Origin of the sequence: Streptomyces sp. CB02923, from assembly GCF_001905005.1 — a bacterium.
Classification (GTDB): domain Bacteria; phylum Actinomycetota; class Actinomycetes; order Streptomycetales; family Streptomycetaceae; genus Streptomyces.
Map to the genome: position 1 here is coordinate 287,917 of NZ_LWKZ01000028.1, position 20,664 is coordinate 308,580.

Genomic DNA, 20,664 nt, shown 5'->3' on the forward strand with positions numbered 1-20,664 from the left:
TCGGCACGTTCCTCTCGTCGTCGTCTCCGGAACCGACCGAAGCGGGGACTCTCTCCCCGCTTCAGTGGGAACGTCTGTTTAAACGGGGAAGCCCTCCCCGGTTATTTCACCCGTCGCTGTGTCCTGCGCCACAAAGGGCGGGCGGGGTGGGTGCCGTATACAGGTTTCATGATCGCTTCGTTCCGCCCGACCGCTCTCCCCCGCGCGATCCGGTCATACGTGTGCCACGCCCCCGGCACGTTCATCTGGCTCGGGCTCCTGTTCGGAACGTCGGTGATCATGCACCAGCTGACGCCCGACATCCTGGAGCACGTCCTGCAACGCCGCTCCACCAATATCCACAACCTGCTGATCTCACCCGGCCGGGTCCTGCTGACCAGCGCACTCTGGCTCGACGGCGGCGGCTGGCCGCTCTACTTCGTCGTCTTCAACATCTTCCACGTCCCCGCCGAACGCTGGCTCGGCACCCGCCGCTGGCTCACGGTCATGGGCATCGCCCACATCGGCGCCACCTACCTGAGCGAGGGCGTCCTCGCTCTCGCCATCCACACGGACGCGGCACCGCGCTCCGCGGTGAACACGCTGGACGTCGGCGTCAGCTACGCGCTGGCCGGCGTCGCGGCCGTCCTAACGTACCGCGTCCCCTGGCGCCCCCTGCGCTACGTGTACGCCGCGGGCGTCCTGTTCTTCTACACCGCCCCCCTCTTCGACAACCTCACCTTCACCGACATCGGCCACCTGGCGGCCGCCCTCCTGGGCCTGGCCTGTTACCCCCTCACACGGAGCAGGAACTCCCCCCAGGCCGCCACCCCGAACACCAGCTGAGGCCCCTGCGGGTCTTTCGAGTCCCGTATATGGACCACGGTCGGGGCGTTGGCTATTTCGACGCACTCGGCGCCGTCGTCATTGCTGTAGCTGCTCTTGAACCACGCCAGGTTTCCGTTCACTATTCCTCCGCCAACCGCTTGATGAACTGCGCCGAATCCTCGGAGTGCATGGCCCTCTGGACGAGCTGCCCATACCTCTGGATGATGTGGCTGACCCGCTCCGGGTCCGCACACAACACCCCGCCGAGGTGGCCCTCCTCGTAGGCGATTCGGTCGTGATCAGGCATCTCCAGCAAGTTGAACGGACCGAAGAGCGCCGGACTTGCGCCACCCTTGCAAGGCAGGACCTGAAGGGTCACGTTACGCCGCTCGCACGCCTCCAGGAGTCGACGCAATTGCTCCTCGTGCTCCCGCCTCGTGCCCACCTCGTGCCGCAGTGCGACTTCGTTGATCACGAAGCTGAACGTCCTGGTCTCCTTGTCCAGCAACGGCTGCCGCTCCATCCGAAAGGCGATGCGCTGCTCGATCGCCTCCCGGTCCAGCGGCGGCCAGCGACTCTCGATCAGGTGCCGTGCGTATGCCTCGGTCTGGAGAAGCCCAGGGACGAGCTGCGCCTGGTAGGAGCTGACGGCAATCGCGTCGGCCTCGTACCGCAGGTAATCCGCGGAGTACGACGGGAACTTGTCCGGCTGCAAGTAGTCCTCGGCCGCCTTCAACAACCCGCGCGCACCGCACATCTGGTCCGCAACCTGGAGCAGATGAACCGTCGGCTTCCGCCGACCCTGCTCCATCGACTTCACGTACTCCGCCGCGTAACCGGCCTCGTCGGCCAGCGCCTCGCGGCTGATCTCCGCCCGTGTGCGCCACAGCTTGATCTGGTTGCCGCAGTACCGCCACGCCATCGGTGGTTGGGCATTCTCGTTCGTCATCGCGTCCGCCTCCCGCTACCCGCGTAGTTGACCCACGGCAAACGCTAGACCCACCCACTGACAATTGAGCCAAATGATGCAATCACGCCACCAATTGGTCAGCGAAGCGCAAATGACGATCAGGAAACGCCACCACGCCGCATCACGCCCCATCCCGCCAATGCCGGCGGCCGACGCTGATGAGATGCAGCTGCCGCCGCGCCGTGCGGGCGACCGACTGCCAGCGCTCCGTGCCCTCGTGGCCACCGTCCCGCACGTCGAGGAACGCCGAGGCCGTCATCACCAGCCGGTCGACGTACAGCTCGGCCAGCATCCGTACGTCCTCGTCGCTCCAGCCGTCCGACACCGGCTGCAACGCGAGCGCGGCCGCGACCTCCGTCGCGAACCGGTCCAGTTCGTCCGCTATGGCCTGCCGCACGGCCCGTACGCCGCCGTGCCGTTCGCGCGCGATGAAGCGGACGTGCGCGGGCTGTTCGCGTACGTACCGCTCGACGACGGCCACCGTGTGGTCGATCCGCTCCTCCGCGCCGTCCTGTTCGGCGAGGACCGCGCGGACCGTCGTATGCAGACTGCTCAACGACTCCTGGACCAGGGCGACTCCCAGTTCACCCAGGTCACGGAAGTGCCGGTAGAAGGCGGTGGGGGCGACGCCGACCGCGCGCGTCACCTCGCGCAACCCCAGGCTGCTCAGGCTCTGTTCCTCCAGCAGGCCGAGCGCCGCATCGAGCAGGGCCTGCCGGGTGCGCTGCTTCTGTGCCTGTCGGACCCCGACGGTCTCACTGTGACTCATGTCATCCAGTAAACAACCGTTCTCTCAGTTTCTCCACCCCTACACTGGGAACCTGAGTGAACAACTGTCCTCCAAGTTGGAAAGGCAGATCATGCTGTTCCTTGTCGCAGCCCTCCTCCTGCTGGGGGTTCTGGTGGGTACCGCGGCACACCTCCCGGTCCCCGTCACGATCGCCGCGGCAGTGGCCATCAGCTGCTGGCTGCTCGTCTTCGCCATCCGCGAGCGCCGCCACCACACCACCAAGACCGGGGGAGCGTCCCGATGACCACCCTCATCACCGACCACGACACCGACCACGACTCCGACACCGGAACCCGCCGTACCGGCACCGCCACGGAGCCGGACGCGAAACCGGACACGAAACCGGACACGAAGCCGGGCACAAAGCCCGCGGCCGGGCCGACGCGCGGTGCGGCGCGCGGGCAGGCCGACGGCATGGCCGTGGCCGCGTTCGTGCTCGGCCTCGTCGGCACACTGGTCGCCAACGTCGTCCTCGGCCCCTGCGCCCTCGTACTCGGAGCGCTGGCCCTGGCACGCAACACCACCCGGCGCTTCCGTGCCGTGCTCGGCATGGCCCTCGGCGCCGTCGACCTGATCATCCTGGCGACGCTGGCCACCGCCGACGGCTCCCTGAGCTGGACGTTCGGCGGCTGACGCCGAGCCGCTCAGGCACCCGGCGCACCCGGCGCACCCGGCGCACACACCCGGCGCACGCGACTGCCCTTCACCCCGCGAGGGTGAGGGGCAGTCCGTTCGTGCGCTGCCGGGCGGCGCGGGCCGACTGTGCAGGCGCGTAGGCGTACGACTGCGGGAGCGCGTGCAGTCGCTGGCGTGTGCCGTGGTCCGGCCGTGCGGCCTCCAGGTCGCTGAGCGCGGTGAGCGACTGGACGGCGTACGCGATCGAAGCCAGCGTCATGTGGCGGTGCCAGCCGTCGTACGACCGTCCCTCGAAGTCCCGCAGGCCCGTGCGGCCTCCGGTGCGGGCGCTGTCGCGGGCCACGCAGGCGGCGGCCCGCGTGAGGCGGTGCAGGTCGGCCGGGGTCCTGCGGGTCGGCGTCGTCAGCCAGAAGTCCGCGCGGGCGCCCGGTCCGCGTCCCCCGTCGTGGCCTTCGGGGTCCTCGTACCGCTGCGCGTAGAGCAGCAGCTCGCGCCCCTCGCCGCTCTCGGCGCTCGCTCCGTTCTCGCCGCCCTCTGCACCGCTGGTACGCGCCGGTACGACGCGGGTCAGTACGGCCCGTACGCCGGGAGCCACGTCGTGGACCGGCAGCCCGAAACGTTCCGGCGCGGCCAGGACACGCTGCGCGGGAAGGGCGTTGTGCCGCGTCGGCCGACCGCCGCGGTCCACCAGGTGGAGCACGAGGGAGCCGGGCGTGCGGGCCATGACGGGCAGGCCGAGCGGGGCGAGCGTGCTCAGCACGTCTGCGGCGTGGTGCATCTGGCTGTCCCAGACGACCGGGGAGGCGGGGCCGTTGGCCGGGTCGGCGGCCCGTTGCGCCAGTTCGAGGATCCGGGTCACGCCGTCGTCATCGGGGGTGGTCGTTCCGGAGGCCGGCGGGGGGAGGTGGAGCCGCCAGTCGACGGGGACGTTGAGGGACTGGCCCGCGTACCAGAGACCGTACGCGAGCTGGCCGTTGACCAGCTGGCCGGTGGCGGGGACGAAACGGCGGTGGACGCCGACCGAGTTCGTACCGGACTTGGGGATGAGCATCGGGCGTACGACCCATGAGCGCGGGCGGGCGCGGTCCACGAGGTAGTCGGCCAGTGCTTCACGGACGGCGCGCCAGTTCCACGGGGCGTTGCAGACGAAGTGGTGCAGGCGCTGGGCGGCGCCGGTGTCGTCCAGCGTCCGGGCGATGTTGCGGATGGACTTGCGGCCGGGCGCGGTGAGCAGTCCGCGTACGTACTGCTCACCCTTGAGGTGGTGGTCCGCCCTGGAGAAGGAGGCGAACAGGTGACTGCACAGGTCCTCGATCCACGCCTCCTGGGTGCTGACCGGCCGCCCGGGGAGGAGCGGCGGAGCGGCGGTGGGGGATGCGGACACGGACAAGGGACTGGCCCCCGGGGAGATGGGACGGGCAGGCGGGCGTCAGCAGGACAATAAAGAACGTTCGCTATGTTTCGCGCGTCGGGGGACGGATCGCGGACGACTTCACGAAGTTCCGGGGCGGGGGGTTGGAGGCGCCGGGGGCCGCCGGGAGGCGGGCGACCGGAGGCGGCCGTAGGCGCCTGGGGCCGCCGGGAGGCCCCCGGTGCCCGCCGGGGTTCAGTTCTGCCAGCCACCGGCGAACGGCAGCGTCCGCCAGTGCTCGATGGCGGGCCGTACGGCCTCCACGAGCAGGGGCAGTTGCGGCGCCAGCGCGAGGCACGCCACCGAGCGGGTCATCCCCACGGCGTTGACGAAGCGCAGGACGCGCTCGTCGAGCGTCCGCAGGCCACGGCTCCGCGCTGCCTCGTCGTACGCGGCCTCGCATTCGGGACCGAGGGCCGCCACGTCCCACTCGACCGGTCCGAGCGTGACCAGTTCGAAGTCGGAGTAGAGCGCACCGCCCGGGGTGGCGACGATGTTGACGGCGGGCGCGTCCCCGTGGACCGGCTGGAAGCCGACGCCGGGGAACTCCGCCTCGAACGCCGCACGCGAGCTGACCAGGGGTTCCAGGAGCGCCCACTCCCGCCGCGCGCGGTCGAGGTCGGCCGGGCCGAGGAGGTCGGGACGGCCTTCGAGGGCGGCCAGCGCCTCCGTGGCGAACCTCGGTTCGGCGGCCGACAGGAACGGCAGCTCACCCGGGTACGAGCGCAGCGCGGCGTGCAGGCCGGCCGTCAGGCGGGAGTGGTGCACGTAATCGGGCTCGCCGCCCTTGTCCTGCTCGACGAACTGCCAGAACGTCATCGAGAAACCGTCGCGCCGCACCGGCTCCCTGGGCACGAGCGGGCTCGGCGGAACCACCGGGACGCCCTGGGCCGCGAGCCACCCCACCACGTCGAGTTCCAGCCGCTGACGGGCCGCCTGGATGTCGGGCCCGGCGTACGGAGGAAGGACGGTCGGCACCCGGACGACCACGGGCGAGGGCGCGAGGTGCACGACGACGGAGAACACGTCGTGGAGCACCGTCGCGTCGGTCACCGTGAGCCCCAGGTCGCGCCCCGCGGCGACGGCCGCGTCCCGCGCACGTGAGGTGCGGGCGGCGAGCTGGTCAGGCGTCATGAAACCGGGCAGTTCTGACATGGCGGCGATGCTGCCACGGCGGGCACCGCGCCGCGACGGGATTGACGCCCCCTCACAGCGCACCCACCGGGCACTCACCGCGCACTCAGCGCGCACTCACCGCGCCCCCCGCGTCGCGGCGACGCGCACTCACCGTGTCGCGGCGCGCACCCGGCACTCGGCCACCCGGTGCTCCCCTGCCCGGTGCTCGCCGGTCCGGAGCTCGCCCGCGCGGGCTTCGCGGGTTTCGTTTGCACGGGTTTCGCGGGATTCGCGGGATTCGCCTGCGCGGGATTCGCCTCCGCGGTGTTCCCCTGAAAGGTCACCGCCCACCGGGTCCTCACTCACCCGGTACGCCCCTATCGGGCCCGCCGAGCCCATCGGACCTACCGGCCCCACCGTCCCCGTAGGCCCCACTGGGCTCACCGGCCCGATCGGCCCCACCGAGCCCCCCGGACCCACCGATCCCCCCGGCCCCACCGGCCCCTCGTCCCCGCCCATCAGGAGCGGCGGCCGGGCGCCCAGCACCAGGCCCCACACGCGGTCCACGTGCTCCCACGGGGACAGCCCGGCCGTGGCCCCGCGGGGCACGCCGATGCGGGCCGCGAACTCCGCGCCGGTCACCACGGAGACCGCCGTGGCGGTGACCGCCTCCGCGGTCGTCCAGCCGACGAAGTCCGCGCGGGCCCGATCGACGAGTTCGGTGAGCGACGGCAGCCACATCGCGTACCAGGTGTTGCCGTCGTCCGGGAAGTCCCACGCGAGGCGGGCGGCGGCCCGTACGTCGGGCTCCTCTTCGAGCAGCCGCGCGAGGGTGCGGGTGAAAGTGACGACGCGTCGTAACTCGCCCCGGGCCGCCGTCTTGGGGCACCGGCTCGCCGCCATGAGGGACTCCAGCGCGCTCCGGGTCAGCGCGCAGCCGGAGTCCCTGACCGCTTCGGCGAGCGCCGCCTTGGACGCGAAGTGGAACGTCAGGCCGCCGATCGTGACGTCCGCCGCGGTGCTGATACGGGCCATCGAGGCGCCCGCGTAACCCTTCTCGGCGATCTCGTCGGCGGCGGCCCGCAGCAGGGCCCGGCGCGTCCGCTCAGCTCGGTCCTGTCGCGCCATTGCCCCGCCTCGGTGATCGCCCTCGGTTGTCAGCGCCGTACCGGTGACATCCAACCGTCCATGCTAGAGCCGGGTTTGACCGCCCGCACGGCTCCGGCGGCAGTTGGCGGAGACTTGATCAGTATGGGAACCGGTATCCGTCCGGGGTCCGGGGCCCGTCCCACGGGGGCGCTCGTTGACGCCTGAACCGTTCCCCGGAGGGCGTCGGCCGGGCGGCCGCCGAAGCGGAATCCCGCCCTGCGCCGGGGGCGCGGCTCCGGCGGCCCGCGTCCCCGCGTCCGGCCCGACGCGCCGTCAGGTACGCGGCCCGGCCCCGGCCCGGTATCCGTACCCCCTCCGGGGCGCGGCCACCCCGATTCCTCCCCCGCCGAGCGCCCGCGGTTCGGCCGGCGTTCAACTGCCCGCGACCGGCTGCGGGTACGACGAAAAAAGCCCCGGACCTCGTGGGCTCGCAAAAAAAACGATCGTTCTTTATTCTTTGCTGGTCGGCGCCCGATTCACGGGATGACCACGGGAGGGAACGAACGCATGACGACAGAAACCGCGCATCCGGCTACCCGAACCCCCGCACGCCCCCTGTCCGCTCCCCTCTCTTCCAGCCACCCCCTCGCAGTCCGCACCGCGCCCGACAAATCCGGCGTACGGGATGTCTCCGGCGCCTCCGCCGACACCCACACCGCCGGTTCCGGAAGGACCGCCCGCCCCGGCCGGTCCACCGCCCACAACGGAGGCACCGGCAGAACCTCCGCCGCCGGAACCACCGGCCCCGCGGGCCGAACCGGAACCGTCCGCCGGCCGGGCCGGGCCGACGCCCCCGCCGCGCCCGCGCCGTCCGCCGCCGCCTCCGGCGACTCCGCTTCCACCGCCGCGACCGTGACATCCGGCCCGTCCGAGACGTTCGACGCCTTCGCCGAGGACCTTTTCGGCCATCTCCCGCGTACCGACCAGCGCCGCTGGGCCCACGCGTATCTGCTGGCACTGCTGACCACCGAAGGCAAGAAGTCCGTACGCCGGCTCGCCGCGGCGGTCTCCGACTCGCCCACCGCCTCGCAGTCGCTCCACCAGTTCCTGAACGCCAGCCCCTGGGACTGGAACCCGGTGCGCCGCGAAATCGTCCGCCGCGCGGAGCAGCCCGCCCCGCCCCGGGCGTGGATCCTCGCCCCGGCGGTACTGCCCAAGCGCGGCGGCCACTCGGTGGGCGTCCACCGCCGCTTCGACTCCGCCGTCGGGCGGACCGTGAGCTGCCAGCTCGCCATGGGCATGTTCCTGCCGGTGGGTGACGCCCCCACGGCCGCCGCCGTCTCCGCCTCCGCCGCCGCGACCTCTGCCGTCACCGCAGCCTCGGCCGCCTCCTCCGTCGCCGCCTCTGTCGCCGCCTCCGCCGCCGGTGACTGCGGCGGCAGCGCGGCCGTGTCCGTCGACTGGCGGCTGTTCCTGCCGCCGCAGTGGGCCGAGGAAACCGAGCTGCTGCGCCGCAACCGCATCCCCGCCTCGGAGACGAGCCACCCCCGCCCGATGTGGGTGCACGCCCTCGACCTCGTGGAAGCCCAGGCCGCCCGTTCGACCTGCCCGCCGGCGCCGGTCGTGGCGGACCTGAGCGAGTACTCCGACTCCGTACGGCTCATCGAGGCGCTCGCCCGGCAGGGACGCGACTTCGTCATCGCCGTACCGCCCGCCACCCCCCTGGCCACCCCGGCCACGCCCGGCATGCCCGGCGACCCCGGCACCCGCCCGCGCCTGCTCCAGTCCGCGCCCACGCCCGTACGTCTGCCCGGCTCCCACCACACCTACCGCGCCTTCGCGGAACCCGGCCCGGCCAACGCCCGGCCGCCCCGGGTCTGGCTCACCAACATGGCCCACCGCCGCATGGGCCAGCTCGTCGGCCTCGCCCGGCTGCACCAGCTGCCCGCGGCGACCCTGCGCACCCTCGCGACGGACTTCGGACTGCACGACTTCGAGGGCCGCTCCTTCCCGGGCTGGCACCACCACATGACGCTGGCCTCCGCCGCGCACGCCTACCGTGCCCTGGCGGCGGAGCCGGACGAGGCGACGCTGTCCACGGTGCGGTTCGTGTCCTGACGCCGCGCACCGCGCCGCCCTAACGGGCGCGGGCGCGGTCCTGAAGGTGCGACCGGTACCAGTCGGCCGCCTCCGCGAGCCGTACGAGGGGGCCTGGGCCGGGGTCGCAGCCCGCCGCCGTCCACACCTCGTCGCTGCGGTACCAGTGGTCGCTGGCGAGCAGGGCGAACTGACGTGCGCTCACCCGGCCGGGGGTGGAGCCGAGGCGCTTCAGGCACTCGTCCCAGGGGAGGTCGGGGAGGGCTTCGGCGATGCCGTTCGGGGGCGTGGCGTTCTGAGGCGTGCCGTTCTGGGGCGTTCCCGGCATGCCTGGCATGTCGTTCTGGGGCGTGGCGAGCGTGCCCTTCGGCTGTGGGAAGACGCCGTGGCCGATCAGAGTGTCCATGAGGTCCCCGTTGCGTACGGGGACGGGGTGACTCGCGTGGTGCACGCCGCCGGGGATGCCGTCCGGCGCGAGAGCCAGCCGCGCGAAGAGGCGGGCCAGGTCGTCGACCGCCACGGCGGAGAGCAGGCCGCGCCCGCCGTCCCAGCGTGCCGGTACGCGGCCCAGCAGTTCGGCCAGCGCCGGTACGACCCACCGGTCGCCCGCGCCGAGCACCAGGCCCGGCCGCAGCACCGTGCCGCCCGCCTCCAGCACCGGGCGTTCGGCGGCGAGGCGGGTGCGGCTGGCGGCGGAGACCGGTGCGGGCGTGACCTCGTCCACGCCCGGACCCGCGTGCGGACCGGCCCCGTACACGGCCGCGGTGGAGAGCATGACGATACGGCCGACACCCGCGCGTACGGCTTCGGCGACGAGGGCGGCGGTGCCGCGGACGTTGACCAGCTCGCAGCGCTCCTCGTCCCGGCCGATGTCGGAGGCGAGGTGGAGCAGGACGTCGGCGCCTTCACAGACACCGCGGAGCGAGGCGGGGTCGGCAAGGTCGGCGGCGACCCATTCGACGGGGGCGCCGGCCGGCTGCGGGGCTTCCGGCGGCTTGCGGGCGGTGGCGCGGAGGTGGAGGGAGTGGGAGTGGGCGTCGGGGTACGGGCGGGGGTTCGGGTCGAGGTGGCGCGGCCCCGTTTCCGTACCCGAAACCGAATCAGGATTCTGGTTGACGCCCGGATGTGAGGTGCTGCCCTCCGGATGTGAGGTGCTGCCGTACGGTTCCGGGTCCGGCCGCGGCCGGTCGCCGGGCGCCGTCGGCCCCGTGGCGGCACGCAGCAGTTCCCGCATCACCGCGGAGCCGATGAACCCGGTCGCCCCGGTCACCACCACCCGCCGGGGCGCCGTCGCCGACACGCCTCCTGACACGTCATCCGCCATGCTCGCCGCCATGTCCTCTCCCGCTGCCCACGTCACCCGTGTCACCCGTCTTGATCGTCGCCACCTTCGCAGACGGCGGTCCGGGTTCCGTCACCGGCTCGGCATACGTGCACGCATACATGTACGGGCGTGGCGGCGGATACGTGCGCTCGGGCCCGCGCTCACGCCGCCGCCCGCCGCCGCCGCGCCGCGAAGGTGACCTGCGGCCTGACGGGCGGCGCGGCGACGCCCGGGAGCAGGTAGCGCCAGAGGGAGACGACGCGCTGGTGCAGGTCGGCGCGGCCGGAGGAGATCTGCGAGAAGAGCTGCGTACCGGTATAAGCGCTGACCAGGACCCAGGACAGTTCGTCCACGTTCACCTCGGGGAGCAGTTCGCCCTTCTCGCGCGCGGCGCGCAGCTGGCCGCCGAACTCCTCGGCCCAGTGGCGGTACGCGGAGTCGTCCTGGACCCCGAATTCGCCCTGCTCGACAGCGAGCCTGACGCCGGCCCGCAGGGTGGGGTTGGACTGCAGTTCCTCCGCCAGGAACAGGGTGATGTCGACCAGGCGCTGGAGGCCGTCCTCTCCGGGCGGCAGTTCCAGACCGCCGCCCTGCTCGATCATCACTGCCTGGGCCAGGGCTTCCTTGGACGGGAAGTGGAAGTACATCCCGCCCTGGGTCACACCGGCGCGCTTCATGATCTTGCTGATACTGGCGCCGCTGAACCCGAACTCGTCGAACACCTCGGCGGCCGCCCGGAGGATGACCTCACGTGTCCTGACCGCACGCTCCTGCATGGACAGCACCAGCTCCCTCGACAAACAAAACGAATACTATTTATTTTATGAAAGCCGAGGCTCTCACGCGGTGACGGCTGAACCGACCACGAAGCGAACCACGTTGGCCGCCAAACGGCCCGCGCAGGAAAGCGACGGCCTGCCCCGGGAGCCCCGGCGGACCACAACGGGCCGCAACGGACCGGACCTGCAGACACTCCTCAGGGGGATACCCGCATGAGCACCACCGGCCAGCTTTCGACGTTCTCCGCAGCTGCTGCCGCCGGCCCGTCCCCGCGCACGCTGACGACCACCGTGCCCAAGGAGTATGTACACAAGACAGCACTGTCCGAAGTCCTGCTCACCAGCTGGAAGGAGACGGACCCGGACATCCACACCGTGACCGCGGAATGGCCGCGAACCCATACGTTCTACTCCTCCAGAAACCGGCTGCACGACCCCCTTCTGCTCGTAGAGACGATCCGGCAGACCATTCCGCTGCTCTCACACCTCGCTTACAACGTGCCGTTCGGACACCAACTGATCTGGGACCACTTCACTTATTCACTCGACCCCGGCACGCTGCGTACCGAGACTGCCCCCACCGAGATCGAACTACGCATCGTCTGCTCCGACATCAAACGCCGTAAGGACACACTGAGTGCCCTGACCATGGACGTCGAGGCAACACGGAACGGCATCCGGCTCGGCACCGCGGTCGCGCGATTCACCAGCCACGCACCGGCCATCTATCGCCGTCTGCGCGGTGAATACGGCGATGCACGGGAAGCGATGGCGCGCGCGGTGCCGCTGCCGCCGCCGGTCGCGCCGCGACGGGTCGCCCGCGCCCTGTACGAAAGCGTGATGCTTTCTCCCACGGACAACCGCAACCGCTGGCAGCTCCGTACGGACACCACCCACCCGGTCATCTTCGACCACCCGGTCGACCATGCCCCCGGCATGCTCCTGCTGGAGGCCGCACATCAGGCCGTCCACGCGGCGCTCCACCCGCTGCCGGTCATACCCGTCGGCCTGAGCACCGTCTTCGCGCGGTACGCGGAACTGGACGCGCCCTGCTGGATAGAGGCCACGGTGCTCGGTCCGCCGGAGGCCGGGGCAGAGTCGGACGCATACCCGGACTCGGACGCGCACCCGGACTCGGCGGCAGCTGCCGGAGCGGGGACGGGAGCTGGAGCGGGAGCAGGAGCGGGAGCAGGAGCGGGAGCAGGAGCGGGAGCAGGAGCGGGAGCAGGAGCGGGAGCAGGAGCGGGAGCAGGCTGCGGAGAGGAAGTCGGGGCCGTGGAATTCCCGGAGGAATTCCCGCCCGGGGCCGCGCTGTGGACCGACGCCTCCGGGCTTGTCCATACGCGCGTCACCGCGCACCAGAACGGCCTGGAGCTGTTCACCGCGACGGTGACGGCCCGCCCGCTGGGGACCGATTCGGACGCGGGGCCCGGCGGGGAATCCGGCACGGAGACGGGCGCAGAGCCGAGCGCGGATTCACCCGGGAACCCGCGTACGGATTGACGCGGGGATTGACGCGGGGGCGCCGGGCGGATTGACGTACGGATTGACGCGCGGGCCTGCACAGGTCCGCACATCCGGATTCGCGGGCGGAGCCACGGACGAAATCGCGGCCGGAACCGCGGAGGGAACCCCGGAGGGAACCGCCCGGGATTCACTCGCGGATCCACGCAAGGAGTGCCCAAGGAGCGACCAAGCAGCCGCTCAAGGAGCCGCTCAAAGGGACGCTCAAGGAGCCGCGTAAGAACCCACGCACGGATTCCCGTACGGATTCCCATACGGGTTCACCGGCGGATTTCGCGCAGGTCCCCGCCCGGACCGCGGCGGCCACCGCATTCCAGCAGGTGAAGGGGCGCGGGGCCGGGCCATCCGGCCCGTCCCGCCCGGGTGTCCGGGGGCGCTCGCCGCGGGAACGCACATTGGGTGCCATCCCACAACGACTTCGGGAGATCCACCGGGTGTTCACCCTGCGGCCACCGGGGCGCAAACGGGTCGGCCCACGGCGTTCCGGCCACCGTTTTTATTGTCATGCACACGGCATACCAATGCTGTGGTCCAGACCAGAGCCGCCTCACACGAATCTCGGCCGCGAGGGGCTACAACCAGCCACGACACCCCTCCGAGCTGTGGCCATGACGCGCAAGATCAAGCCAAAGTGTCCGTTCGTGTCGGTGTTTGAGCCATACCTGCATTGCAGGCCTTTGACGATCACTTGGTCTTTCTTTTACGTTCTAGGGAGCGGCACCCGCGCGACTCGCGTGGCTGATCATCGCCGTTTTCCACCATCCCCTGCCCTGCGGAGGCTCGACGGACATGGAACAGCTGATCAAGAAGATGGCCCAGGACGGCGTCTGGCGTGAGTGGGTGGCCCTGAACTCCCCGCGCGGAGCGGGCAAGGACGGCTGCATCAGCGCGACGAAGTCCGGCTGCATCAGCGCGACCACGGCCGCACCCAAGTCGGGATGTATTTCCTGACCGGGCGCTGAGCCTTCCCTGCGGGGAGTCGGCCGGCGGACCGCACACCCCCGGCCGACTCCCCGCCACTTGCATTCCGCGTACTCCGTACGTTCGACGGAATCCGCGTGTTGCGCGCGTTGCGCGCGTGAGGCGCGTTCCGCCCGATCTGCTCTATCCGCTCGATCCGTGCGTTCCTCCTGCTTCACGTGTTTTCACATGCTCCACACGTTCCCCGTACAAGGCAGACACAACGCAGGCATAACGCCGGTACGACGCGCAGGTTCTCGTACGCCGCGAAACCGATCACTCCCCGTCCGCCAGACAAGACAGACCTGAGGGTGACCATGGATGGCCAGCCGAGCCGGCCGGGACAACCGACCGCCGACATCGTGAACCGGATAAGGGACATACCGATCTACCGCTCATCGATAGAGCGGGGGCACTTCCCCATACTGGACAAGCCCGAGATCGCCCGCGGATTTCCGGACAACTGGATGACGCCGGTACTGGCCGACGCACTCGCCGCCGGCGCGGCGGAGTACGTGCTCTCCACAGGCACCAACCACGCGCGGATGCAGATCATCCGGCCCCCGTACTTCCTGCTCAACTCCTACTACCGGCTGTGGAGCGAGCACCCGGACATCGCCGGAACCTGGCACGAAGGCTGCCAACGCGTTTCGCTGACCACGGTGTTGGCGACGGAGCACGTGGCGCGCGTCAACGCGAAGAAGCACGGCCGGTCCGCGCCCGCGCCCGTACCGGCCCTGGAGGACCGGCGGCTCGACGACCGCACCTTCTACGTCAACCTCACGCTGGACCCGGCGGATTGGGACCGCGACGACGTCGTACGGATGCTCGCCGAGATCCGTACGGCCCAGCAGGCACACCCGCACGGCCGCTACCACCTCGACTGCTCCGGCTACCACCTGGCACACCTCGTGCGGAAGGTGACCGACTGGGGCCTGTGGGACGACTTCCCGCGCCCGGCGAGCATCGTGCACGCCTACGAGTACACGCCGGTGAACGTACGGCGCTACCTGCACGAACACTTCGACTGCCCGGTCATCGACCTGTTCGGCAGCACCGAGCTGGGCTACCTCTACTACAGCGACCGGCACGGCCGGTACCACCCCTACCTCGACAAGATGAGCGTCGAGCTGATCCCGGTGGAGCCGGGCAGCGGCATCTTCAGCATGATCGTGTCGAGCGTCCGGAACCCGTACATGCCGCTGATCCGTTACCGCTCCGGGGACTGCGCGCGCACGCTGGACGGCACGCCCGACCCGGAGAAGATCTCCCGGTTCTGCGGCCGCGAGAAGGAACTCCTCACGTCGGCGCACGGCCGGGGTCCGGTCGCGCAGGGCGATCTCGACGACTGCGTCAGCGAGGCTTCGCCCCGCGTGTTCGTCCACCAGCTGCGCGTGCCCGGCGACCGGAGCGGCGCCGAGCTGCGGTACACGACGTTCGACGGCACCCCCCTGGACGCGTCGGAAGCGGCGGCCCTGAGCGCGGGGGTGGAGCGGCTGACGGGCCTTCCGTGCCGGGTCGGGCACCAGGCGCGGATCCCGATCGGGAAGTCGGGGAAGTACGCGTGGCTGGAGCGGGAACCGGAGCGCGCGGCGGAGCCGGAGCAGGTACGGGAGCGGGAACGGGATCCGGAGCGCGCGGCGGAGCCGGAGCAGGTACGGGAACGCGAGCAGGAACGGGGCCCGGCGGGCGAGCCGTGAGTCGCTGAGCCTGCGCGGAAGCTCACAGCCCCCTCGGCAGACACCCGAAGGCGCCCGAAGACGCCCGAAGACGCCCGAAGCCCCTGAAGACGGCAGGAGAACCATGACCACGCAGCCGCAGGAACCGCTCCAGGACGCCGCCGCCCCGGAGCCGCACCTCACCCCGGACGACCTCAAGGCTCTGCTCGGCGAGCGCCTGCACGCCGAAGTGGTGCAGCACTTCGTGGCCGCGGGCGGCGCCGAGCCCGCGTACGTGGAGCGCCAGGTCACCGAATGCCTGCGCTACCTCTACCTCGTCTCCCGCCACCGCGAGCAGCTCAGCGGCCTCTTCCTGCCCGTCGAGCAGGACATCGACGAGATCTGGCACTACCTCATCCTCCAGACCCGCGAGTACCGGGAGTGGTGCGAACAGCGGCTGCCGGGACGATTCTTCATCGAGCACCGGAGCATCGGCTACGACGACTACCAGCAGGAACCCGGCCGGGAGCAGGTGCTTGAGGAAGCCCTGCGCTGGATACCGCTGTACGTCCGGGAGTTCGGCCCCTTCGACGAAGGCGCCCTGCCGCACTGGACGATCGTACGCTTCCTGCACGATCAGCTGAGCATGTCGCTGCGGGACATCGCGGCACTCCAGCCTGCCGGCGCGCCCTGAGCGCGCTTTCGGGGCAGCCCGAGAACGAGGAAACGTACCCATGAGCACTCGGCCCGGCGAACCGGCTCCCCATGCCGACCCCCATGGCCCATACGGCGATTCACCCGCGGGCCCGCCCGGCGATTCACCCGCGCCGCAAGCTCCTTCGGCACGCCCTGGCGACTCGCCCAAGCCCGTCGGGCCCCCGGCTGAGCCCTCGGGTGAGCCCCCGGAGCAGAAGCGGATCCTGGCCGTGCTCGCGCTGTCGCAGACGCTCAGCGGAGCGGGGCTGGCCGCGGGCATCACGGTGGGCGCGCTGCTCGCGGAGGAGATGCTCGGTTCGACGGGGCTGTCCGGCCTGCCCGCGGCCCTGTTCACCGGCGGGGCCGCGCTCGGCGCCGTCGGGATCGGGCGGGTCTGCCAGCGCTGGGGCCGACGGCCCGGCCTCACCGCGGGGTACGCGACCGCCGGTCTGGGCAGCCTCGGCGTCGTCATCGCCGCCGCCCTCGGCTCCGTATGGCTGCTGTTCCTCTCCCTCCTCGTCTACGGGGCGGGTACGGCGACGACCCTGATGGCCCGGTACGCGGGCGCCGACCTGGCAGCGCCCGCGCGGCGGGGGCGCGCGGTGAGCCTCGTCCTGTTCGCCACCACGCTCGGAGCGGTGATCGGTCCGAACCTGGTCGGGGTCACGGGCGATGTGGCGGACGGCTGGGGCGTTCCGCGCCTGGCGGGACCGTTCCTGCTGGCGGTGGTCGCGTACGCGGCGGCGGCCGTGGTGCTGGGGGTGTTCCTGCGTCCGGACCCGCTGCGGCTGGCGCGGGCGCGGGCCGCGGCGGCGGAAGCGGAAGCAGAAGCGGAAAAGGAAGCAGAAGCGAAAGCGGAAGCGGAAGCGCGGGAGGGTGCCGCGGAAGCTCCTCCCGCCTCCCCCGCCTCCCCCGCCGTCCGGGCCGATACCCGCGGGATCGTCACCGGTACCGCGGTCATGACCCTCACCCAGCTCGTCATGATCGCGATCATGACGATGACGCCCGTCCACATGCGGGCGCACGGCCACCCGACCGAGGCCGCCGGGCTGGTCATCGCCCTGCACGTGGCGGCGATGTATCTGCCGTCGCCGCTCACCGGGATGCTGGTGGACCGGATCGGGCGGCGGCGGGTCGCGGCGGCCTCCGGCCTCGTCCTGCTCGCCGCCGGTGTCCTCGCCGCGCTCGCGCCGGCGCACTCCGTACCGGCGCTGGCCGCCGCACTCGTCCTCCTGGGCATCGGCTGGAACTTCGGCCTCGTCAGCGGCACCGCCATCGTCACGGACGCCGTGCCGCTGGCCACGCGCGCCTCGACGCAGGGCCTGGTCGACGTGGGTATCGCCGTCGCGGGTGCCACCGGCGGCATGGCGTCGGGCCTGGTCGTGGCCACCGGTGGTTACTCCACGCTGGCCATGTCCGGGGGGATCGTGGCGCTCGGCCTCGTACCGCTGCTGGTGCTGCGCGGGCGTGCGGGACGTGGCGTCCGCACGGAGGACGGTGCCCGCCCGTGAAGATCTTCGGGAAACTCAGGAACTCCAGGACCTTCGCGGGCCTCACGCGCCCGGACACGGCCGGCCACCCGGCCCACTACACGGCATCCAACCGACCGCACAGCCCGCCGGGCGTGGAGCCGGGCCGGTCCGTGCCCCACAAGGCACCGCGTACCGCCCGTACACCGGCGCGCACACCGGCGCGTACGCAGCCCAGCGCCCCCACCGGCACGCGGACCGGCACCCGGTCCGCCACGCGACCCCGTATGCGAACCGTTCCCCGCGTGCGGCCCCGCAACCGACGGCCTGAACACTCCCCGAACGCTCGCCACACCCGCAACACCCGCGATACACGCAACACCCGCGATCTCCGCACCCCCCGAAGCCACACCCCCCGCATCACCTCGCGCCTCACCCCCCTCAGCATCCTCGGCATTCTCGTCGTGGTCCTGACCCTGCTCTTCTCCGGAACGGCAGCGGCCAAGGGCGGCAAGACCCCGTCCCGCACGGCCGCGGGCGCCGCGCCCGCACAAGCCCCCACCCCCACCCCGGCGGCTCCCCCGGGCGCGCACGGCACCCCCACCCAGGTGTCCCCCACCCGGGCCGAGTCCTCCACGGGCATCCAGTACCGCCGCGACAACGAGCGCGACCCCGGGCGCGAGAAGGAAAAGGACCGCAACCAGGCGCGCCGTTGCACACGGGCCGCGCAGGGCGCTCCGTCCCCGCACCGCCGCCCGCTCCCCCCGCACCTTCGCGCGACCCGGTCCTACCCGGCCGCCCCCTTCGCCCCCGCACACACCGGCGTCGCACTCACCACTTCAAGACCAGGCGTGGCCGCCCGCCCCGCCCTGCACTGTCTGCACTGCGTCTTCCGCTGCTGAGGAGCGCCTCCGGGGCTCCCTGCTCCGCACCAGTCGAACGGGTTCTGCCATGCCCTCTATGGCACCACTTAGCCGACCAGCAGGAGACATTCCCTAGTGGAAACCTTCATCGCACATGCCCGCTCCTTCAACGCCCGCATCGCGGCCGTGCACGAGGAGCGTGAGACCTACCAGCGGCTCGCCGACGGCCAGTCGCCGCTCGCCCTGTTCATCACCTGCTCCGACTCACGGATCATTCCGTCCCTGATCACCGGGGCCCTGCCGGGCGAGCTCTTCGAACTGCGTACGGCGGGCAACGCCGTACCCGCACACCGGCCGGACATGCCCGCCAGCGCGGAGGCCGCCACCATCGAGTACGCGATGCGGGTCCTGCGCGTCGCCGACATCGTGGTCTGCGGTCACTCGCACTGCGGGGCGGTCGGTGCCATGGCGCGCCGCGAGGACCTCGGCGGCGCTCCCGACGTACGCGCCTGGCTGACCCAGGAGCTCTCCGACGAGCTGCCCAGGGACGAGGCACCGACGGTCGCGACCGCGGTGCAGCGGCACGTCACCGAACAGCTGACGCGGCTGAGCGCGTACCCGTGCGTACGTGAGCGCGTCGACGCGGGCGAAGTGAGCCTGCACGGCTGGTACTACGAGGTCCACACCGGTCTCGTCTCGGCGCACCAGCCCGCCACCGACTCCTTCCTCCCCCTCTGACGGCGAAGGCGCCCCTCATGACACCGAAATCCACCCCGGGCACGGCTACGGACGTGACCACGGGCGCGAAGACGCCACCCCCGGCGCCCGGCGCCGACGGCGCGCGCCCCGCCTCCACCCCCTCCCCCCAGCTCTCCCCCTCCGCCAAGCCCTCCCCCCGCTGGCCCTTCCTCCGGGCGGACTTCACGGCCTCCATCGTCGTCTTCCTGGTGGCCCTCCCGCTGTGTGTCGGCGTGGCGGTCGCCTCGGGCGTACCGGCCGAACTCGGCCTGATCACCGGCATCGTCGGCGGTCTGCTCACCGGCTTCCTGCCCGGCAGCAGCCTCCAGGTCAGCGGACCGGCCGCCGGTTTGACCGTCCTCGTGTACGAGGCGGTCAAGGAGTTCGGGCTCGGTGCGCTGGGCGCGCTCGTGCTCGTGGCGGGGCTCCTCCAGCTCGCCATGGGCGCGCTGCGCCTCGGCCGCTGGTTCCGCGCCATCTCCGTGGCCGTCGTCCAGGGCATGCTGGCCGGCATCGGACTCGTCCTGATCGCCGGACAGCTGTACTCGCTCACCGACGCGAAGGCCCCCGGCAGCGGTCTCGCCAACCTCGGCGGGCTGCCCGGCCTGGTGACCGGTACGGCCGGTTCGGGATCGGCGCTGGCCGCCTTCGCGGTCGGCGCGGGCACCATCGCCGTACTGGTGCTGTGGCCCCGGTGGAAGCGCGCCGCCCGCATCCTGCCCGCGCCCCTGGCCGCCGTGGCCCTGGCCACGCTCGCGGTGTTCGCCCTCGACCTGCCGATAGCGCGGGTCGAGGTCCAGGGCCTGCTCTCCTCGATCCAGCCTCCGGGCGGGTCGGACTTCGCCCAGCTGGCAAGCGTCGGCGCGCTCGGCACCATCCTCGCCTTCGCGCTCATCGCGTCCGCCGAGTCGCTGTTCAGCGCGGCGGCCGTGGACCGGCTGCACGACGGGCCGCGTACCAACTACGACAAGGAGCTGATGGCCCAGGGCGCGGGCAACACCGTCTGCGGCATCCTGGGCGCCCTCCCCATGACGGCGGTGATCGTCCGCAGCTCGGCGAACGTCCAGGCCGGGGCCCGCACCAAGGCGTCCCGCGTGATGCACGGCGCCTGGCTGCTGATCTTCGCGGCGGCCGTTCCGGCGGCCCTGGGCATCATCCCGGTGGCGGCACTGGCGGGCGTACTCGTCCACGCGGGCTGGAAGCTCCTGCCCGTACGCGACTTCGCCCCGCTGTGGCGCGAACACCGCGGCGAAGCGGTCGTCCTCGCCGCGACCGCCATCGCCATCGTCGTCACCAACATGTTCGAGGGCGTCCTGATCGGTCTCCTCCTGGCCGTCGCCAAGACCGCCTGGGAAACCTCCCACGTCCACCTGGAGATCTCCGGCCTGGACGCCCCGTCCGCCGAACCCATCCGGGTACGCGCCCTCGGCAACGCCACCTTCCTCCGACTCCCCAAGATCCTCGACCAGTTGGAGGCCCTGCCGCACGACCGTGAGGTCGACCTCGACCTCTCCGGCCTGCGCCACCTCGACCACGCCTGCGCCACGGCGCTCACCACCTGGTCCGCCCACCGCACGGCCCCGACCAACTCGCCGACTCCCGACAATCCGGCCCATGCGCCCTAGGAGCTGTTTCTCGGATCATGTGCGGAGCCAGATGATGAGTGCTGCGAGGGTGACGGTGCCGAGGTAGATGTAGGCCCGCTTCTCGTAGCGGGTGGCGACGGCGCGGAAGCCT

General features: G+C 71.6%; 20 protein-coding genes and 1 pseudogene. 12 read left to right on the plus strand and 9 right to left on the minus strand.

The window, feature by feature from the left end:
* Positions 1-168 precede the first annotated feature (168 nt).
* Complete coding sequence (locus A6A06_RS39355; protein WP_073768832.1) at positions 169-825, plus strand: rhomboid-like protein; 657 nt, start codon at positions 169-171, stop codon at positions 823-825.
* Here the strand turns inward: A6A06_RS39355 and A6A06_RS43850 are convergent.
* From A6A06_RS43850 to A6A06_RS39370, 3 genes are all read right to left on the minus strand, one after another.
* On the minus strand, positions 768-1,061 hold the full coding sequence (locus A6A06_RS43850) for a DUF397 domain-containing protein (protein ID WP_338015986.1): 294 nt from the start codon (positions 1,059-1,061) through the stop codon (positions 768-770). The two genes, A6A06_RS39355 and A6A06_RS43850, sit on opposite strands and share 58 nt — an antisense overlap.
* The gene (locus tag A6A06_RS39365) at positions 947-1,756 is read right to left on the minus strand and encodes a helix-turn-helix domain-containing protein (protein WP_073768834.1); all 810 of its coding nucleotides are present in this window, start codon (positions 1,754-1,756) and stop codon (positions 947-949) included. The genes A6A06_RS43850 and A6A06_RS39365 overlap by 115 nt, the downstream gene beginning before the upstream one ends.
* Positions 1,757-1,898: 142 nt before the next feature.
* On the minus strand, positions 1,899-2,546 hold the full coding sequence (locus tag A6A06_RS39370) for a TetR family transcriptional regulator (RefSeq protein ID WP_073768835.1): 648 nt from the start codon (positions 2,544-2,546) through the stop codon (positions 1,899-1,901).
* A gap of 91 nt (positions 2,547-2,637) precedes the next feature.
* On the opposite strand from A6A06_RS39370, the gene A6A06_RS42425 reads away from it, so the two are divergent.
* The gene (locus A6A06_RS42425; RefSeq protein WP_199931424.1) at positions 2,638-2,811 is read left to right on the plus strand and encodes a hypothetical protein; all 174 of its coding nucleotides are present in this window, start codon (positions 2,638-2,640) and stop codon (positions 2,809-2,811) included.
* Complete coding sequence (locus tag A6A06_RS43410) at positions 2,808-3,200, plus strand: hypothetical protein (RefSeq protein WP_073768836.1); 393 nt, start codon at positions 2,808-2,810, stop codon at positions 3,198-3,200. The genes A6A06_RS42425 and A6A06_RS43410 overlap by 4 nt, the downstream gene beginning before the upstream one ends.
* Positions 3,201-3,270: 70 nt before the next feature.
* On the opposite strand, the gene A6A06_RS39380 is transcribed toward A6A06_RS43410, so the two are convergent.
* From A6A06_RS39380 to A6A06_RS43675, 3 genes are all read right to left on the minus strand, one after another.
* The gene (locus A6A06_RS39380) at positions 3,271-4,587 is read right to left on the minus strand and encodes an IS701 family transposase (RefSeq protein ID WP_199931425.1); all 1,317 of its coding nucleotides are present in this window, start codon (positions 4,585-4,587) and stop codon (positions 3,271-3,273) included.
* Between the two features lie 222 nt (positions 4,588-4,809).
* On the minus strand, positions 4,810-5,760 hold the full coding sequence (locus A6A06_RS39385) for a phosphotransferase family protein (RefSeq protein WP_073768899.1): 951 nt from the start codon (positions 5,758-5,760) through the stop codon (positions 4,810-4,812).
* A 138-nt stretch (positions 5,761-5,898) separates the two neighbouring features.
* Positions 5,899-6,858, minus strand: coding sequence for a TetR/AcrR family transcriptional regulator (locus A6A06_RS43675; RefSeq protein WP_079194652.1), 960 nt, complete (start codon positions 6,856-6,858; stop codon positions 5,899-5,901).
* A 528-nt stretch (positions 6,859-7,386) separates the two neighbouring features.
* Between A6A06_RS43675 and A6A06_RS42435 the strand changes: the two genes are divergently transcribed.
* The gene (locus A6A06_RS42435; protein WP_199931426.1) at positions 7,387-8,937 is read left to right on the plus strand and encodes a transposase; all 1,551 of its coding nucleotides are present in this window, start codon (positions 7,387-7,389) and stop codon (positions 8,935-8,937) included.
* Positions 8,938-8,956: 19 nt separating this feature from the next.
* Here the strand turns inward: A6A06_RS42435 and A6A06_RS39405 are convergent, their stop codons facing one another.
* Together A6A06_RS39405 and A6A06_RS39410 are read right to left on the minus strand one after the other, a co-directional pair.
* Complete coding sequence (locus A6A06_RS39405) at positions 8,957-10,252, minus strand: NAD-dependent epimerase/dehydratase family protein (RefSeq protein ID WP_079194653.1); 1,296 nt, start codon at positions 10,250-10,252, stop codon at positions 8,957-8,959.
* Positions 10,253-10,401: 149 nt separating this feature from the next.
* Positions 10,402-11,016: a ScbR family autoregulator-binding transcription factor gene (locus A6A06_RS39410; protein ID WP_073768901.1), complete on the minus strand. Its 615-nt coding sequence runs from the start codon at positions 11,014-11,016 to the stop codon at positions 10,402-10,404.
* A gap of 216 nt (positions 11,017-11,232) precedes the next feature.
* Here A6A06_RS39410 and A6A06_RS39415 point away from each other — a divergent pair, with 216 nt between their 5' ends.
* From A6A06_RS39415 to A6A06_RS39445, 8 genes are all read left to right on the plus strand, one after another.
* Positions 11,233-12,522: a ScbA/BarX family gamma-butyrolactone biosynthesis protein gene (locus A6A06_RS39415; RefSeq protein WP_073768839.1), complete on the plus strand. Its 1,290-nt coding sequence runs from the start codon at positions 11,233-11,235 to the stop codon at positions 12,520-12,522.
* A gap of 810 nt (positions 12,523-13,332) precedes the next feature.
* A complete protein-coding gene (locus A6A06_RS42440; protein ID WP_199931427.1) occupies positions 13,333-13,494 on the plus strand; it encodes a hypothetical protein in 162 nt (53 codons plus the stop codon).
* Between the two features lie 326 nt (positions 13,495-13,820).
* A complete protein-coding gene (locus tag A6A06_RS39420) occupies positions 13,821-15,203 on the plus strand; it encodes a hypothetical protein (RefSeq protein ID WP_242441186.1) in 1,383 nt (460 codons plus the stop codon).
* A 103-nt stretch (positions 15,204-15,306) separates the two neighbouring features.
* On the plus strand, positions 15,307-15,855 hold the full coding sequence (locus A6A06_RS39425; RefSeq protein WP_073768840.1) for a hypothetical protein: 549 nt from the start codon (positions 15,307-15,309) through the stop codon (positions 15,853-15,855).
* Between the two features lie 232 nt (positions 15,856-16,087).
* Positions 16,088-17,368: an MFS transporter gene (locus A6A06_RS39430; protein WP_073768841.1), complete on the plus strand. Its 1,281-nt coding sequence runs from the start codon at positions 16,088-16,090 to the stop codon at positions 17,366-17,368.
* A 263-nt stretch (positions 17,369-17,631) separates the two neighbouring features.
* A complete protein-coding gene (locus tag A6A06_RS39435) occupies positions 17,632-18,228 on the plus strand; it encodes a hypothetical protein (RefSeq protein ID WP_199931428.1) in 597 nt (198 codons plus the stop codon).
* 96 nt (positions 18,229-18,324) lie between these two features.
* Positions 18,325-18,927, plus strand: a complete 603-nt coding sequence (locus A6A06_RS39440; protein ID WP_073768843.1) for a carbonic anhydrase — start codon at positions 18,325-18,327, stop codon at positions 18,925-18,927.
* 17 nt (positions 18,928-18,944) lie between these two features.
* Positions 18,945-20,552, plus strand: coding sequence for a SulP family inorganic anion transporter (locus A6A06_RS39445; protein ID WP_242441175.1), 1,608 nt, complete (start codon positions 18,945-18,947; stop codon positions 20,550-20,552).
* A gap of 15 nt (positions 20,553-20,567) precedes the next feature.
* Here the strand turns inward: A6A06_RS39445 and A6A06_RS42445 are convergent.
* Positions 20,568-20,664 (minus strand): annotated as a pseudogene (locus tag A6A06_RS42445) (IS5/IS1182 family transposase); the annotation flags it as partial.